Genomic DNA, 15,656 nt, shown 5'->3' with positions numbered 1-15,656 from the left:
CGCCACTTTCCTGAAAAAAGTGGCACCTATATCCCTGAATACTTCAGACCTGCCCCTGCGGACGCAGGCGGCCAAGTGCGCCCATGTCACAGCGCGCCATGCGCCGGAATGTCTGCGCCACGCGATGCTTCAGCGCCGTCATATCCTGCACGATCATGTTGTGCAGCGAACGTACGTTGTCATGCGTGGCATAGAAACGATGGGTCTGGTTCCTGTCCACCAGGATCGCCGTGCCCACGAAGATCCCGTCTATCTCGATAACCTGTGAATCAAGCATGGTATCCTGCCTTCCTGCGACCGGTTGGACCAACGAAGCGGAGCATGGGGGTGTGCCTTACTCCCGCCTTCCTGCTGGTTCCGGTACATATTCTTATTGTCGTCACTGGCGCCCGGAGCATGCTGTCCGCACGTCCTGCCACCCATGCCCCCTGCGATGCCGGCCCTTGCGGCCTGTATGCCAGCGGACATGACGACGCATATTGCCTATCACAGGACAGCATTCAATCGGAAAAACAATATTTTGATGTGAATTTTAAAATAACATCCCGGATATACTTTTGGAAAGCGTGAACCAAAAGTGGAATATTATGTCTTTTTTATGCCGCGCTGTTACTTTTACTTAATGACGCCTGCGAAACGGACTGCGACGGCCAACCCTGCGCGACAGGGCACGGACGAAAGCGGGTCGCGTCCGTGCCCTGTGCTGCTGCCACCCGATTACGGGGCGTCGATATCAACGACGTTGATCAGTTTCTTGTTGACGAATTCATCAATGCCCATGCCCGAAAGTTCACGCCCGTAGCCCGACTTCTTGATGCCGCCGAACGGCAGTTCGGGGGCGGTCCAGGTCGGGTGGTTGATGAACACCATGCCGGTGCGCACCTGACGGGCCACCGCCACGCCGCGCTTCTCGTCACGGGTGAAGACGGAACCGCCAAGGCCGAATTCGGAATCATTCGCCAGCGCGATCGCTTCCTCATCGCTGCCCACGCGGAAGACCATGGCCACGAGGCCAAAGAATTCCTGGAAGTAGGCCGGATTGTCACGCGCCACATCCGTCAGGATGGTCGCCCGGACGAACGCGCCCTGCTTCGGCACTTCCGCCCCGCAATAAAGCGGGCGCGCACCATGGGCGACAGCCTGGCGGACCTGCTCGTTCAGTTCGTCGGCCGCCCCCTGGGAGGACATCGGCGGCAGGGTCGTGGCCGGGTCGCGCGGATCGCCCGCGACCAGTTTGTCCAGTGCTTCCTTGAACTTCGCGATGAACGCATCGGCGATGGACTCCGCGACGATGAAGCGCTTGGACGCCACGCAGCACTGCCCGCCATTGTTCAGGCGGCCCCAGACGGCCCATTTGACCGTCTTGTCGAGGTCCGCGTCATCCAGCACGATGAACGCGTCGGCCCCGCCAAGTTCCAGCGTCGTCTTCTTCAGGCTCTTGCCCGCGCGGGAGGCCACCGAACCGCCGGAGCGTTCGCCACCCGTCAGGCACACGGCGGCAATGCGCGGGTCCTCGATCAGGCGGTTAAGCTGGTCGCGCGTGGCGAACAGGTTGGTATAGGCCCCATCCGGCGCGCCCGCATCGCGGAACAGCCTGTCAAAGGCAGCCGCGCACTGCGGCACGATGGAGGAATGTTTCACGACCACCGTATTGCCCGCCATCAGTTGCGGGCCTGCGACGCGCGCAAGCTGGTAATACGGGAAGTTCCATGGCTCCACCGCCAGCAGCACCCCGATCGGGTCGCTGACGATCATCGGGCGCATGGTCTCGGTCTGGGCCTCCGTCAGCGGGACCGGGGCGAGGAAACGCTCCGCATTGTCGGCATAGTAGTCGAGGATATCGGCCGACAGCCTGACCTCGCCCTGTGCCTCGCGGGCAAGCTTGCCCATCTCCAGCGTCAGGAGCGCAGCGTACTGGTCCGCCTGTTCGCGCAGCAGGGATGCGGCCTTTTTCATGATGGCGCGACGCTCCGCAAAGGAGGTGCGTGACCATGTCTCGAACGTGTCGGCCGCTTGGGTCACGAGGGCCTCAAGCTGCGCGTCGTCAAGATCCGCGAAGCGGGCGACTACTTCGTTGGTATAGGGGTTTGTGGTAATATATGCCATGATTTCGCTTTGGCACATCAAAACAGCCAAGAAAAGAGCGCATCGCCGACGGCGCGGGACATGGCCACAGGGGAAAGGCCGCCCCCTTGCGAACACTGCGCGCGCCCATGATCCGACATGCGATTTTCCCTGCAGGATGCTGGATTTCTGGACATGGCATGGCGCAACAATCGGTCCCGTGCGGATAACCTGCCCGAAAGTTTAAGAAAAAATTTAATGCGAATTTGCTCGTTTCTGTTCCCATCCGAACATTCAGGGACATCTCCTGCCGCCCGATTCGGCGGGACTGCCCGCATGGCCATGATGGCGACGGCCATGCTGGTGCCGGGTGTCGTGGCCCATGCCGCGACCTATCCCGCCGCGCTGCTGCCGCCCAATTCCACCGCACAGGCATGGGGGGTCAGCGCACGGATCGACCATGCGGCGCATGACTGCACCGTGCATGCCACCATTGACCAGGCGCGCTTTACCACGCAGATGCCGCAGATGATCGCCGCCGGCATCTTCAGCGCCCGCCTGACGCCCGACCTGATCCGCAGCACGCCGCATTACCTGATGAACACATTGCAGACGGATATCAGCCCCGGCTTCGTCCATGCCCTGTTCACACAGACAGGCGCCCCGGCGCGGTGCCGCTTCACGTGGGATTATGTCGCACCCGGCCCGTCGGGGGCGCTGATATCCCATCCCATGCTGTCATTCGATGTCACGCGCGCGACCCATGACCGGATTGACTGGCCACACCTGAAATTCGGGGACATGGCAGGCCACGAGGACGCCGTCAGCGTGGACCGCATCTTTGACGCGCAGGTCAATCAGGAAACGCTCGACATCACCATGGCGCTCGCCCATGACGGCACGGACACGGATGCACCGCCCTGATACAGCCATTGGACAGAAGTTTTCGGTGAGGATTTTTTTCAAAAAGCTTCAAAAGACGCCACCTTTTTGAAAAAAGGGACACCCGGAAACTTTTATTTTTTACCAGCGGGTTGTCCTGAAATACCTTCCGCCCTTCAGGCGGGGCGCAGCCAGTGCAGCACCATGTCGCCCACCGCCACACAGGCCAGAAGGATCACCAGCACACGAATGCCGACATACAGTTTCCGCTGCACCGGGGTCAGCGGCTTTTCACGTCGCCGCAGCACCACCTTGTCCGGGTCGGGGGCCTGCACATAACGCACATGCGGGGTCTCGTCCGTCATGTATTCACCTTCGCTCTGCTGCCGCCGTCATTAACAGACATGACAGGATTCGACCACCACATGTTCCTCCGTCCCCGTCCCGCCGCCACTGTGCCGACCCCATGAAAATGCGTGTCCCTTCCCTACTGGCATGCGCCATGCTGCTGCTGGCCTCGGGGGCACGGGCGGCGCCATGCGAGTCCATGGGGCCGGACGGACGCCTGCCGGCCCTGACGAACGAAAAACTGTCGGCACAGGCGCGCCTGCTGTGCAACACGGCCTTTGTGGTGCTGCATTCCGGAATTGCGCACGAACCGATCTGGTCCGCCGAGCACCTGACGGCCGAAAGCATCCGCGCGGCCGAATCCACACCCCGGCGGGGCGAATTCCAGCCCGATGAACGCCTGCCCGCCGGCGAAGGCGCGCAGTTGGAGGATTACGTCCATTCCGGCTACGACCGGGGCCACATGACGCCATCGGGGGACATGCCCGATGAGGCCATGCAGGCGGAAAGCTTCCGCCTGTCGAATGTCGTGCCGCAGAGCGCCGCGCTCAACCGTGGCAGGTGGGAGGAAATCGAAAGCGCGGTCCGCCGCCTCGCCGAGAAAGATGGCGAGGTCTATGTCGTGACCGGCCCGGCCTTCCGTGCCCGCCGCCTGTCGAGCATCGGGCGCGACCGGGTGCTGGTCCCGACCTCGACATGGAAGGCCATCTATGACCCGCGCCAGCACGCGGCAGGGGTCTATGTGTGCCACAACACGCTGCGCAATCCCACCTGCGCGCGCGTCACGATCGCCGTGCTGATCCGCACGGTGGGGGTCGATCCGTTCCCCGCACTCCCCGCCGCGCTGAAACAGACCTATATTACCCTGCCCCTGCGGACTGTCCGGCACACGACATCACGGCGTCACAAGCGCCGTGTCCATCATTACTGGCGGTACTGATATGATGTCCGCATTCCCTTTACCTTATGGATGGCATCCCATCCGTAACATTCGTATTCATCCTGCCGGGAATTCCGCTTCCGGCAGGGGAACATCAATACAGTCGGGGCCCCGAGACTGATGCCCCACGCACATGCATGCCCGATACCGGAGTCACAACATGAAACAGCCCACCCCACCGGCGCTGGTCCCCTTTGCCGATGACAGTGCATCCTGCACGATTGACGGGATCACGGTCGAAAACGGCACCGACAGCATCGCCTTTTACGGACAGACCGACCTGACCCGTGACAGGGCGGGACTGCGCAAGGCGCAGGACCTGCTGGCGTTCCTGCAGTCGGTGGTGGACAGACTGCAATCCACGCCGGACCTGCCCGCCGCCATCAGGCCCCCATCGCACAAGGGCGGGAAGGTGGATAATCCGTTCATGTAGGGTGTTGGGGCGTAAGCCGGGGCATATGATGCCTCCGCGCCATCGACCCCGGATCAGGTAACACACTCAAAATAATAAAGGTTTTTGGTGAAGCTTTTTTCAGAAAGCTTCAAGGCGCCCTGTTTTTTGCCAATCATCGTGCGCGCAACCGGACGCTCCCACGTGCGGTTCCTGCTGCCCAAAATGCAAAAAACGGGACGGACCATGACTGGCCCACCCCGTTTTCCGATACTCGCCTGACCCATCGCATCCCCCGCAGGAGCGGGAGAGACGCAACAGGATCTGCAATCAGCGCTTGCTGAACTGGAAGGAACGACGTGCCTTGGCGCGACCGTACTTCTTGCGTTCGACAACACGCGGATCGCGCGTCAGGAAGCCCGCGGCCTTCAGGATGCCACGCAGGGCCGGTTCGTAATGCGTCAGTGCACGGCTGATGCCGTGACGGACCGCACCCGCCTGACCCGACAGGCCACCACCGGTCACGGTGCAGTAGACGTCGAACTGGTTGTAGCGATCAGCCACCAGGAACGGCTGCGTGATCAGCATGCGCAGGACGGGACGGGCGAAATAGGTGCCGACCGGACGTCCGTTGACGATGATGTCGCCCTTGCCCGGCTTGATCCACACGCGCGCGGCGGCGTCCTTGCGACGGCCCGTGGCATAGGAACGGCCCTGCGCATCGCGCTTGGCTTCGTAAACCGGTGCGGCGTTTTCAGTGGCCTCGATCTGACCCGACGCGACTGCTCCCTGCAGGTCGGCCAGCGTGCCTGTACGTTCTTGGGTTTCAGACATGGTGATCAGGCCCCGTTCTGGTGGCTGGAGACGGAATTCTTGCGGTTCAGCGCCGCAACGTCGAGAACCTGCGGCTTCTGGCCTTCATGCGGATGCTCGCTGCCTGCATAGACATACAGGTGCTTCATCTGCGCGCGCTGCAGCGGGCCGCGGGTGATCATGCGCTCGACAGCCTTGCGCACGACATGGCCGGGGTTCTTGCCCTCAAGGCGCTGGGTGATCGTGCGCTGCTTGATCCCACCCGGATAACCGGTGTGGTAATGGAACAGCTTCTGCGACACCTTGTTGCCGGTCAGGCGGACCTTCTCGGCGTTGATGATGACGATGTTGTCGCCACAATCAACATGCGGGGTGAACTGCGGCTTGTGCTTGCCGCGCAGGCGCTGCGCGACAATGGCGGCCAGCCGGCCCAGGACCAGGCCTTCGGCGTCGATCAGGGTCCAGCCCCGTGTCACCTCGGCAGGTTTCAGGGAAAGTGTGGTCTTCATGGATTCAGTGTTCCGTCTTGATATGAGCGGTAACGGGTGGCGCGTTATCCTCGGACACGACGCAAACGTCAAGAGGACATTGCCAATTTTCCGCACTTTCCCGCAGAAAATCGCCTTGTGGTAATATGATACCACAATATTTGCCACCAGAAGATTGCCCCGCCCCCTGTGAATGATATAGCTGACATGCAAGAGATCACTGTGGACACCGCGCTCGTGAAGAAAATATTTCCCGCCTTACCGATGGTCGCACTTGTCCTTGTGGTGGGCGGCTGGGGCCTCCATCACTTCGCCCAGCGCAGGCTGGAGGCCGGCATAGCGGACTTCCGCGCCGCCATCGGGCCGGACGCCAGCTTCAGCTACGCCACGGCGAAACCCCGTACACTGGCGCGTGGCGCCCGCTTTACCGCCGTGACCTACCATAACCCGGCCATGACGCTGACCGCCGCGAACGTGAAGCTGGGCGGCATGAAGGGGAACAATGTCCAGGGGGAAAAAATCGGCAGCATCGTCCTGCAGAAGGTGCAGGTCATGGCCTGGGGCAACACCTTCTCCCTTGACGAGGTGGACCTGTCGGACCTGACGCTGCCCAACAGCGCGCGGCCCGCGGGCAATGCGCCGCAGTCCCTGGGCTTCGATTCGCTGGTGCTGGGCGAAGGTGACTTCACCAACCTGCACATCGCCGCCCCCGCGACCCAGACGGACATGACGGTCGCGCACATGCGGGTCAGCGATTACGGGCTGGGCCAGTCCTCCCACCTCGACCTCGATCACCTTGCGACACAGATCAACCTGACCCCCACCCGCCGCATCACGGTGGACCACATGCAGCTTGACGGGCCGGATTTCGCCGGACAGGTCGCAAGCCTGACGCAGTCGGGACACCTGATCCATGAAACCCATCCCTACAAGCTGGAACTGAAGAAGGGGGCGATCGACAGTTCGCACCCGCTTCTGCAGGTGGACAGGCTTGTCTCCTCACGCACCTCGACCGAGGTGGAGGACAAGATGGACACCCGCCTGACCAACCTTGCGGTCTGGTCCACGGGCACCGACAGTCCGTCGCTGCTCAATGCGTTCGGCTATGACCATTTCATGGGCAACGTCCATGCGGTCAGCGCGGGCGACCGCACGGCGGGGCACCTGCGACTGGAACCCCTGACGGTGGAGGCGCCCGACATGGGCAACCTGACGGTGATCGCGGAACTGGACCAGATTCCCTTTGACGACATGACCGTCATCCCGGAAACGGCGCGCGTCGTCTCTGCCGCCATCACGTGGGATGACAGGTCACTGGCCGGGCATGTGATCGAAAGCCTCGCGCGTAGTCGCAACACGCCGGTGGATGAATACCGCCAGGCGCTGCTGTCGGGACTGGCCGCGTCCGACGACGCCTCCATGCGCGCACTGGGCCGGTTCCTGCAATCGCCTGCCGACCATCCGCTACAGCTTGCGCTGCGGCCGATGAAGCCGGTGAACCTGATGATGATCGGGATTGCCATGTCGATGGCAAGCGACCCGTCCATCGCCGCCCCGCTGGGCCTGACGATTTCCACCCCATAAGGGCCGCCGTCCGATGCGCCCGCCCCCCGTCCCGCACGCCCCGGTCCATGTGATCGGGGCATCGGGCCGGTCGGGACGCGCCCTGTGCGCGGCGCTGCTGGAGGCGGGGGTCCCGTATGTGCCGCTGGTGCGCGATGTCGCACGGTGGCGGGCGACGGGCCTGCCGGGGGTGGCGCGGCGCCTTGACCTCACCGACCCACCATCCGCCGTGGCATCTGCGCTGCAGGATGCGCGACGCATCGTCTCCACCGCGCATGCACGCCATGTCGGGGCCATCGTGGCCGCCGCCCCGCCTGCCGCGTCGCTGGTCTGCCTGGGCAGCACGCGCATGTTCACGCGCTGGCCCGACGCCCATGGCATGGGCGTGGCGCAGGGACAGCAGGCGCTGCTGTCCTCCGGCCGCGACGGGGTGATGCTGCATCCGACGATGATCTATGGCGCGCAGGGGGAAAACAACATCCGGCGCCTGCTCGGCCTGATCCGGCGGCTGCCGGTCCTGCCGCTGCCTTCGGGCGGGCGGGCGCTGGTGCAACCCATTTTCCAGGACGACGTGACCCGCGCCATCATGGCGGCGCTGGGGCGTGAGTGGCAGGGCGGACATGCGCTGGTGATCGCGGGGGGACAGGCCGTCGCCTATCACGAACTGGTCGCGCTGGTGGCGCGCCATGCGGGCCTGCGGCGGCGCCCGGTCCTTGATGTCCCGGCATCCGTGCTGATGGGACTGTGCCGCGTGACATCGCGCCTGCCGGGCCTGCCCCGCGTCACCCCGGCGGAGATCCGCCGCCTGACCGAGGACAAGGCGTTCGACATCAACCCCATGCGCGCGGCGCTCGGCTTTACGCCACGCACGCCCGACGAGGGACTGCGCCAGTTTCTTGGCGCGTCGCAATGACCGAACAGTTTTTCAAAGGGAAATGATGGGGCGAATGACGGGGCTCGAACCCGCGACATCCAAGACCACAACCTGGCGCTCTACCAACTGAGCTACATCCGCCGCAACGAGGGGTGATTTAGAGGCTCTTCTGCGGCGCGTCAATAACCCTTTTTACGCCATGTTGCGTTTCGGCGGACACCACCGCGTCATCCCCGCAGTTCTCCTGCCCGGCGCAGGCGCCGCACCGCCTCGGCAATGACTTCGGGCCGCTTGCAGAATGCAAAGCGCACCAGCGTGCGCGGCCCCGGTGCGCCATTGGGGTCATAGAAGGCGGAAACCGGAATGCCGGTGACGCCCAGCGTGGATGTCATCGCCCGGCAGAAGGCGACATCATCGCCACCAAAGCCCAGCGGGGCGAAATCGGCGATGACGAAATAGCTGCCATCGCAGGGCAGGACATCGAAGCCGGCCTCCCGCAGGCCCTGCGTCAGGATATCGCGCGACTGGCGCATGCTTTCGGATAGCTGGAGGAAATACGCGCCGTCCTTTTCCAGCCCTACGGCCACCGCGCGCTGCAGGTTCGGCGCGACGGTGAAGGTCAGTAACTGGTGCGCCTTCGCCACCAGGGCCGCAAGCGGCGCGGGCGCGGTGACGTATCCGACCTTCCATCCCGTCATGGAAAAGCTCTTGCCCGCGCTGCCGATGCGGATGGTGCGCGCCTTCATCCCCGGCAGGGACATCAGCGCGACATGGCGCACCGGGGCGAAGGTCAGGTGTTCATACACCTCGTCACACACGGCATAGACATCGTGGCGCGCCATCAGGCCAGCGATGAATTCAAGTTCCGCGCGGGTGAAGACCTTGCCCGTCGGGTTCATGGGGGTGTTGAGCAGGATCGCCTTGGTCCGCGGGCCGACCGCCGCCTCCAGCGCCTCGCGCGGCAGGGACCAGTCCGGCGGCAAAAGGCGCACCGGGCGCGCCACCGCACCCAGCATCCGCAGCACCGGCAGGTAGGTGTCATAAAGCGGTTCGAAGACGACCACCTCGTCCCCCGGATTGACCAGCGCCATCAATGACGCGGTAATCGCCTCCGTCGCGCCGCAGGTCACCACGACCTCGGTCGCGGGATCGACCTCGATGCCGCAGAAACGCAGGTTGGCCGACGCCACCGCCGCGCGCAGTTCCGGCAGTCCGGCAAGCGGCGGATACTGGTTGCGGCCATCGCGCAGGGCGGCGGCGGCCACGTCGATCAGGTCCGCCGGGCCTTCGGTATCGGGGAACCCCTGCCCCAGGTTCACGGCGTCATGTTCCAGCGCCAGTGCCGACATGACGGAGAAAATAGTCGTCGGCAGCGCCGACAGCATCGCATTTGCGGGTTTCATACCTGCCATCCTGTCCATAAGCGGCAATGACTGACGCCAAGGTTGCGATTTTTGCAATACCATCCGATTGCCTGAAACCCCAACCCGTGCAAACCTGTAGGCGAAAAGAACCTGGTACGGCATCTGCGTCCGTTCCCGCAGGAAACGATCTGGTACCGGAATGCCGCCGGTCCGCAAGACTGGAGATTGACGACGCGGCATGAAAAAGATCGAGGCCATCATCAAGCCCTTCAAGCTCGACGAGGTGAAGGAAGCCCTTCATGAAATCGGCCTGATGGGCATCACCGTGACCGAAGCCAAGGGATTCGGCCGGCAGAAAGGTCATACCGAACTGTATCGTGGCGCCGAATACATCGTCGATTTCCTTCCGAAGGTGAAGCTGGAAATCGTATGCTCGGACGATCTGGCGGACCGGGCGATCGACGCCATCATCAGCGCCGCGCGCACGGGCCGCATCGGCGATGGCAAGATTTTCGTCTCCCCCATCGAGGACGTGATCCGTATCCGTACCGGCGAACATGGCGAGGATGCCGTCTGACATGTGACATGTCCGTGCCCGCACGTCCGCGCGCACCGGCACGGCCCCCTCGACACGGGCATTCCTTTTTCGTAACCGTTTCGGTCTCCGCGTCATTTGCTGCGGAACCGTTCACCACAGGCAGGTAGAGAACAATGCCAAAAAAAGCATCGGGTACCCCTTCTTCCCCGACCTCCGGCGTTTCGGCTGAAGCAGTCGCCAAGGTCTTCAGCCTGATCAAGGAAAACGCTGTCGAGATGGTGGACCTGCGTTTCACCGACCCGCGCGGCAAGTGGCATCACACCACGCAGTATGTCACCACCATCGAGGAAGACACCTTCCACGAGGGCTTCATGTTCGACGGTTCGTCCATCGCGGGATGGAAGGCCATCAACGAAAGCGACATGATCCTGCTGCCGGACCCGACGACGGCGGTCATGGACCCGTTCTCGGCCAAGCCGCAGCTGATCCTGATCTGCGACATCGTCGAACCCTCCACTGGGCAGTTCTATAACCGTGACCCGCGTGCGACGGCGAAGCTGGCGGAACAGTACCTGAAGTCCACCGGCCTGGGCGATACGGCATTCTTCGGCCCCGAAGCCGAATTCTTCATCTTTGACAGCGTGCGCTTCGGCACCGGCCCGAACTACGGCAAGTACGAGCTTGAAAGCATCGAAGGCCCCGGCGCGTCGCTCAAGGACTATCCCGAAGGCAACATGGGCCATCGCCCGGGCGTCAAGGGCGGGTATTTCCCGGTTGCCCCGGTGGACAGCGAAGGCGACCTGCGCGCCGAAATGCTGACCACGATGGGCGAGATGGGCCTGCCGATCGAAAAGCACCACCACGAAGTCGCGCAGTCGCAGCATGAACTTGGCACCAAGTTCGCGACGCTGGTGGAATCGGCCGACTTCATGCAGATCTACAAGTACTGCGTGCACAACGTCGCCCATTCCTATGGCAAGACGGCGACGTTCATGCCCAAGCCGATCTATGGCGACAACGGTTCGGGCATGCATGTCCACCAGTCGATCTGGAAGGCAGGCAAGCCGACCTTCGCCGGCAACGGCTATGCCGACCTGTCGGACGAGGCGCTGTACTACATCGGCGGCATCATCAAGCACGCCAAGGCGCTCAACGCGTTCACCAACCCGTCCACCAACTCCTACAAGCGCCTAATCCCCGGCTTCGAAGCGCCGGTGCTGCTGGCCTATTCCGCGCGCAACCGCTCGGCCTCGTGCCGTATCCCGTATGCGACAAGCCCGAAGGCCAAGCGCGTCGAGGTCCGCTTCCCCGACCCGACCGCGAACCCCTACCTCGCATTCGCGGCCATGCTGATGGCGGGCATTGATGGCATCAAGAACAAGATCCATCCGGGCGAAGCGATGGACAAGGACCTGTATGACCTCCCGCCCGAGGAACTGAAGCAGATCCCGACCGTCGCAGGCTCCCTGCGTGACGCGCTCAAGGCGCTGGAAGAAGATCACGAGTTCCTGCTCGCCGGTGACGTGTTCACCAAGGACCAGATCGAAAGCTACTGCGCGATCAAGTGGGAAGAAGTGTTCAAGTTCGAACACACCCCGCACCCGGCCGAGTTCGAGATGTACTACTCGGTCTGAGGACCGGTTACGACGCACCTGTTGCGGCGTGACGCAAAAGGCGTCGGGATCATACGATCCCGGCGCCTTTTTTCATGCGTGTCACTTTGATTCGGGACGCCGGTGGCTTTGAAGCTTTTTGAAAAAAGCTTCACCAAAAACTTTTATTATTTTCAGTGTTTTGCCGGGAAAAGTCATGGTTTCCAAAGGGCAATGCCTTTGGCGGGTTTCAGGGCGGAGCCCTGAGCGACACACCAGAACCCACCCTGCGCCCCCGGCGTTACGCACCGCACGCGGACATGTCATCGGGCCGGGACGTGATCGGGGCATGATACCGACGCACGATATGCTATCCCCCGGTGAGGATATCCGTTGCGGATATTTCCCCGATGGCCTTCCCATGCGCGCTTTCCCCGAGGCGCGCGCCACACATGCCCGTAACGGGCGGGCCTGCCACCGGGCTGCTTTTCCTGTCATGCGTGCGATACGGACGAAAGGACGATCATGAACCCCACCCTTCCGGTCATGATGCAGGCCGTCACCACTGCCGAACCCGGCCCCCCCGATGTCATGACGATCAGCGAGGTGCTCCTCCCCACGCCTGCCGAGGGCGAAGTGCTGGTGCGTGTCATGGCGGCAGGCGTCAACCGCCCCGACATCATGCAGCGCAAGGGGCTGTATCCGCCGCCGCCGGGGGCAAGCCCGCTTCTGGGGCTGGAGATCGCGGGCGAAGTCGTCGCCCGTGGCCCCGGCATTGCCGATGACGCCTTCCCCGCCATTGGCGCGCGCATCTGCGCCCTGTCCAACGGGGGCGGATATGCGCAGTACTGCGTGGTACCGGCGGGTCAGTGCCTGCCATGGCCCGCAGGATTCGACGCCATCCACGCCGCCGCCCTGCCGGAGACGTTCTTCACCGTCTGGTCCAACCTGTTCATGACCGCGCACCTGCGCGCGGGGGAGCGGGTGCTGGTCCATGGCGGCAGCAGCGGCATCGGCACCGTGGCCATACAGCTTGTCCGCCAGATGGGGGGCATTCCCTATGTCACCGCGGGCACGGCGGAAAAGTGCGAACTGTGCACGACCATCGGGGCGGAGGCCGCCATCAATTACCATGAGGAGGATTTCGTCGCCCGCATCGCCGAACTGACGGACGGGCGCGGGGTGGACATCATCCTCGACATGATCGGCGGCGCCTATCTTGAACGCAACCTGCGCTGCCTTGCCCCCGAGGGGCGTCTGGTGATCATCGCGCTGCAGGGGGGCGCGCGGGCGGAAAATATCGGCCTGGCGCGCATCATGACGCGGCGCCTTGTGGTGACGGGCACGACGCTGCGCCCGCGCAGCAACGCCTACAAGGCGGAAATCGCACGACAACTGCACCAGCAGGTCTGGCCGCTACTGGAAAAAAAGACCGTCCGTCCGCTGATCCACGCCACCTTCCCCTTTGCGCAGGTCGTCGATGCCCATAAGCTGATGGAAAATGGAGCGCATAGTGGAAAGATCATCCTGAACCTCCAGACGGCTTGAACCAGGGACAAGGTAATCTCGGTGCTACTGAATGTGATTGAACGCGGTCCGGAGGAAGCATCGGGACAGGATGCGGGGCGGCCGCCGGTCGTCCTGCTGCACGGGCTGTTCGGGCGGGCCCGCAACCTTGGCTTTTTCCAGCGCAGGCTGGCACGCACGCGCCGGACGCTGGCCATCGACCTGCGCAACCATGGCGCAAGCCCGCACGGGCTGATGGATTACAACACGATGTCGGCCGACCTGCTGGACACGCTGGCCCATCACAACGCGCTGCCTGCGACGCTGGTGGGACATTCGATGGGGGGCAAGGTGGCGATGACGCTGGCGCTGATGCGGCCGGGCATGGTCCACAGCCTGCTTGTCGCCGACATCCCGCCCGCACGCACCGGCCATGGGCAGTTCGGGCTGGGCGAACAGATGCTGCATGTCTCCTTCCCGCCTTACCTGAACCGTGCGGGCGCGGACATGCTGCTGCAGCATTACATCCCCAATGCCGATGTCCGCGCGCTGATGCTGCAGAATATCCGCGTGGGGGAAAATCCGGGCTGGTGCATCGGGCTGCGTGAAATCGTGGAGTCGATGCCCAATGTCGAAAGCTGGCCCTATATCCCCGAAGGCTACAGCTATCCGGGGCCGACGCTGTTCCTCGCGGGGGAGAACTCGCCCTATATCCGCCCCGAACATTACATGACGATGCGCCGGCTGTTCCCCAATTACCGGCTGGAACTGATCGAAAAGGCCGGGCACTGGCTGCATGTCGAAAATCCGGAACGCTTTGCCGAACTGCTCGAAAACTTCGTCGAAACCTACTGAAACACCCACAATGGCGGGACATGTGCGGCATCGCTCTTGACATCGTGACCTGTCCCCGCAGTTATGCTGGCAAGCTGGGGCAGGTGATGGCACGATAGTGACGGCACCCTGCCGTTGCGATTGCAGCCATCCACCAAGGCGGAGAAACGCGCCCTTTCATGACGGTGACACTCAGTCCTTCTTCCCGGTACCGCCATGCCGTGGAACCCGTACTGATCCCGCGCGGGGACGGATCGGACCGTCCTGCCGCCCCGCCGCCTGCCGCGCCGTCCCAGCCCGACACACGTGAGAACGAACGGCTGGAATCGCGCGAAATCGTCCCGCGTCCCCCCGGCTATCGCGCGCTGCGGCCTGTCACGTCCGGCCTGATCCGCCCCGATACGCTTGAGGAACCGGGCGCGGGCAAGGCCGCAAGCATCTCCATCCTGCTGCACACGGCCCTGCTCAGCGCGATCATCATCAGTTCCGCCCACCACAACCCGCACGGCGATCCGTCCTCCTCCTCTGAATCCCCGCAGGTGGAGATGGTGTTCTCCCCCCCTTCTTCCAGCGGGATGCAGGGGCAGTCCTCGCCCGACATGGCCGGTGGCGCCGACGCCCCGCGCAAGGAAAGCGAGCACAGCACGTCCGAAAGCGCCACCGCGCCCAAGGAACAGAGCGAGGATTCCTCCCCCGCGCCCAATATCCCGACGCCGGAGACCCCGTCCTCTCCCCCGCTGACGCAGGCGCCCTCCGACCTGTCGGTGCCGCAGTCGCAGGATCAGCAGCAGTTCAATCCCGGCATGCAGAGCCCCGGTCATTCGACCCATCCCGCCCAGCAGCCACGCCATCAGTCCTCCAGCAGGTCGCATTCGTCGCTGCATTCGCCCATGGACCTGTCATTCGCGCCGTCGCCGCTGCCGCATCGCAGCAGGCATGGCCGCGCGGGTGGTTCGGGATCGCCCATCGACCTGTCCGTCGGCCCACTGGTCAGCAACGGGAAGATCAACGCCCCCTATTCCACCAATACGCAGATCCATGGCGTAAGCGACGATTACGCCTCCGAACTGGACCAGTGGATCCGCAGCCACATGTACTACCCCGAAGAAGCCGCCCGCGCGGGCGAGGAAGGGCCTTCGTCGGTGCATGTCGTGCTGGACCGCAACGGGCAGGTGGCAAAGGTGCGCCTGACGGGGCAGTCGGGTTCGTACTACCTCGATGCCGCGACGACGGGAATGTTCCGCAATGCGCAACTGCCGCCCGTGCCGCCCGACATGTCGGGGGACCATTTCGATATCGACCTGACGATCAATTACATCCTGATCCGTCACTAATATACTGTTTTAAAACAATATTTTAATAAATATAAAAGTTTTTGGTGAAGCTTTTTCCAGGGTCTGTTGGGAATTGTACTTTTTCAAAGTCACCAAATGTGATTCAAAATCCGTATGGATCGCTT

The 15,656-nt window shown here is 63.1% G+C and carries 16 protein-coding genes and 1 tRNA gene; 10 read left to right on the top strand and 7 right to left on the bottom strand.

The genetic code is table 11. The annotated features are described in order from the left end of the window. Positions 1-43: 43 nt before the first annotated feature. Both HNH97_RS04835 and HNH97_RS04830 read right to left on the bottom strand, forming a co-directional pair. Entirely contained in the window at positions 44-277 is a 234-nt protein-coding gene (locus tag HNH97_RS04835) for a hypothetical protein (protein ID WP_171790078.1), read from the bottom strand. Between the two features lie 440 nt (positions 278-717). Continuing rightward, on the bottom strand, positions 718-2,106 hold the full coding sequence (locus HNH97_RS04830; protein WP_171790077.1) for an NAD-dependent succinate-semialdehyde dehydrogenase: 1,389 nt from the start codon (positions 2,104-2,106) through the stop codon (positions 718-720). Between the two features lie 294 nt (positions 2,107-2,400). Here HNH97_RS04830 and HNH97_RS04825 point away from each other — a divergent pair, with 294 nt between their 5' ends. After that, positions 2,401-2,988, top strand: coding sequence for a hypothetical protein (locus tag HNH97_RS04825; protein WP_244949316.1), 588 nt, complete (start codon positions 2,401-2,403; stop codon positions 2,986-2,988). Between the two features lie 134 nt (positions 2,989-3,122). Here HNH97_RS04825 and HNH97_RS04820 read toward each other — a convergent pair whose 3' ends face one another. Continuing rightward, positions 3,123-3,311: a hypothetical protein gene (locus HNH97_RS04820; protein WP_110912481.1), complete on the bottom strand. Its 189-nt coding sequence runs from the start codon at positions 3,309-3,311 to the stop codon at positions 3,123-3,125. A 107-nt stretch (positions 3,312-3,418) separates the two neighbouring features. Between HNH97_RS04820 and HNH97_RS04815 the strand changes: the two genes are divergently transcribed. Both HNH97_RS04815 and HNH97_RS04810 read left to right on the top strand, forming a co-directional pair. Continuing rightward, complete coding sequence (locus HNH97_RS04815) at positions 3,419-4,234, top strand: DNA/RNA non-specific endonuclease (protein WP_244949315.1); 816 nt, start codon at positions 3,419-3,421, stop codon at positions 4,232-4,234. Between the two features lie 160 nt (positions 4,235-4,394). Continuing rightward, on the top strand, positions 4,395-4,667 hold the full coding sequence (locus tag HNH97_RS04810) for a hypothetical protein (protein ID WP_171790074.1): 273 nt from the start codon (positions 4,395-4,397) through the stop codon (positions 4,665-4,667). Positions 4,668-4,955: 288 nt separating this feature from the next. On the opposite strand, the gene rpsI is transcribed toward HNH97_RS04810, so the two are convergent. After that, entirely contained in the window at positions 4,956-5,459 is a 504-nt protein-coding gene (gene rpsI, locus HNH97_RS04805; protein ID WP_110912478.1) for a 30S ribosomal protein S9, read from the bottom strand. Between the two features lie 5 nt (positions 5,460-5,464). Then, positions 5,465-5,947: a 50S ribosomal protein L13 gene (rplM, locus tag HNH97_RS04800; RefSeq protein WP_110094876.1), complete on the bottom strand. Its 483-nt coding sequence runs from the start codon at positions 5,945-5,947 to the stop codon at positions 5,465-5,467. 186 nt (positions 5,948-6,133) lie between these two features. On the opposite strand from rplM, the gene HNH97_RS04795 reads away from it, so the two are divergent. Next, positions 6,134-7,510: a hypothetical protein gene (locus tag HNH97_RS04795; RefSeq protein ID WP_216657532.1), complete on the top strand. Its 1,377-nt coding sequence runs from the start codon at positions 6,134-6,136 to the stop codon at positions 7,508-7,510. A 13-nt stretch (positions 7,511-7,523) separates the two neighbouring features. Next, on the top strand, positions 7,524-8,402 hold the full coding sequence (locus HNH97_RS04790) for an NAD(P)H-binding protein (protein WP_171790073.1): 879 nt from the start codon (positions 7,524-7,526) through the stop codon (positions 8,400-8,402). A gap of 26 nt (positions 8,403-8,428) precedes the next feature. Here the strand turns inward: HNH97_RS04790 and HNH97_RS04785 are convergent. Beyond that, positions 8,429-8,504 (bottom strand) — tRNA-His (locus HNH97_RS04785). Between the two features lie 86 nt (positions 8,505-8,590). Further along, on the bottom strand, positions 8,591-9,766 hold the full coding sequence (locus tag HNH97_RS04780) for an aminotransferase (RefSeq protein ID WP_110912475.1): 1,176 nt from the start codon (positions 9,764-9,766) through the stop codon (positions 8,591-8,593). Positions 9,767-9,965: 199 nt separating this feature from the next. Between HNH97_RS04780 and HNH97_RS04775 the strand changes: the two genes are divergently transcribed. The 5 genes from HNH97_RS04775 to HNH97_RS04755 all read left to right on the top strand — a co-directional run bounded on the left by HNH97_RS04775 (position 9,966) and on the right by HNH97_RS04755 (position 15,531). Next, on the top strand, positions 9,966-10,304 hold the full coding sequence (locus tag HNH97_RS04775) for a P-II family nitrogen regulator (RefSeq protein WP_110094874.1): 339 nt from the start codon (positions 9,966-9,968) through the stop codon (positions 10,302-10,304). Positions 10,305-10,438: 134 nt separating this feature from the next. Further along, positions 10,439-11,899, top strand: coding sequence for a type I glutamate--ammonia ligase (gene glnA / locus HNH97_RS04770; RefSeq protein WP_110912474.1), 1,461 nt, complete (start codon positions 10,439-10,441; stop codon positions 11,897-11,899). A gap of 483 nt (positions 11,900-12,382) precedes the next feature. Then, positions 12,383-13,405 (top strand): NAD(P)H-quinone oxidoreductase, encoded by a 1,023-nt coding sequence (locus HNH97_RS04765; RefSeq protein WP_171790072.1) that lies wholly within the window; start codon positions 12,383-12,385, stop codon positions 13,403-13,405. A 21-nt stretch (positions 13,406-13,426) separates the two neighbouring features. Next, positions 13,427-14,218 (top strand): alpha/beta fold hydrolase, encoded by a 792-nt coding sequence (locus HNH97_RS04760; protein WP_110912473.1) that lies wholly within the window; start codon positions 13,427-13,429, stop codon positions 14,216-14,218. Positions 14,219-14,376: 158 nt separating this feature from the next. Beyond that, a complete protein-coding gene (locus HNH97_RS04755) occupies positions 14,377-15,531 on the top strand; it encodes an energy transducer TonB (RefSeq protein WP_110912472.1) in 1,155 nt (384 codons plus the stop codon). Positions 15,532-15,656: the final 125 nt, after the last annotated feature.

The organism is Gluconacetobacter entanii (assembly GCF_013155425.1).
GTDB classification, from domain to species: Bacteria; Pseudomonadota; Alphaproteobacteria; order Acetobacterales; family Acetobacteraceae; genus Novacetimonas; species Novacetimonas entanii.
Note: the sequence above shows the minus strand (reverse complement) of the source record. Positions and strands in the feature narration are given on the sequence as shown.

Bases quoted from the DNA above. Each gene is read 5' to 3' on its own strand.
- HNH97_RS04815 (WP_244949315.1), top strand. From the start codon at position 3,419: ATGCGTGTCCCTTCCCTACTGGCATGCGCCATGCTGCTGCTGGCCTCG.
- rplM (WP_110094876.1), bottom strand. From the start codon at position 5,947: ATGAAGACCACACTTTCCCTGAAACCTGCCGAGGTGACACGGGGCTGG.
- HNH97_RS04795 (WP_216657532.1), top strand. From the start codon at position 6,134: ATGCAAGAGATCACTGTGGACACCGCGCTCGTGAAGAAAATATTTCCC.
- HNH97_RS04780 (WP_110912475.1), bottom strand. From the start codon at position 9,766: ATGAAACCCGCAAATGCGATGCTGTCGGCGCTGCCGACGACTATTTTC.
- HNH97_RS04810 (WP_171790074.1), top strand. From the start codon at position 4,395: ATGAAACAGCCCACCCCACCGGCGCTGGTCCCCTTTGCCGATGACAGT.
- glnA (WP_110912474.1), top strand. From the start codon at position 10,439: ATGCCAAAAAAAGCATCGGGTACCCCTTCTTCCCCGACCTCCGGCGTT.
- HNH97_RS04790 (WP_171790073.1), top strand. From the start codon at position 7,524: ATGCGCCCGCCCCCCGTCCCGCACGCCCCGGTCCATGTGATCGGGGCA.
- HNH97_RS04765 (WP_171790072.1), top strand. From the start codon at position 12,383: ATGAACCCCACCCTTCCGGTCATGATGCAGGCCGTCACCACTGCCGAA.
- HNH97_RS04825 (WP_244949316.1), top strand. From the start codon at position 2,401: ATGGCCATGATGGCGACGGCCATGCTGGTGCCGGGTGTCGTGGCCCAT.
- HNH97_RS04835 (WP_171790078.1), bottom strand. From the start codon at position 277: ATGCTTGATTCACAGGTTATCGAGATAGACGGGATCTTCGTGGGCACG.
- HNH97_RS04830 (WP_171790077.1), bottom strand. From the start codon at position 2,106: ATGGCATATATTACCACAAACCCCTATACCAACGAAGTAGTCGCCCGC.
- HNH97_RS04820 (WP_110912481.1), bottom strand. From the start codon at position 3,311: ATGACGGACGAGACCCCGCATGTGCGTTATGTGCAGGCCCCCGACCCG.
- HNH97_RS04775 (WP_110094874.1), top strand. From the start codon at position 9,966: ATGAAAAAGATCGAGGCCATCATCAAGCCCTTCAAGCTCGACGAGGTG.
- HNH97_RS04755 (WP_110912472.1), top strand. From the start codon at position 14,377: ATGACGGTGACACTCAGTCCTTCTTCCCGGTACCGCCATGCCGTGGAA.
- rpsI (WP_110912478.1), bottom strand. From the start codon at position 5,459: ATGTCTGAAACCCAAGAACGTACAGGCACGCTGGCCGACCTGCAGGGA.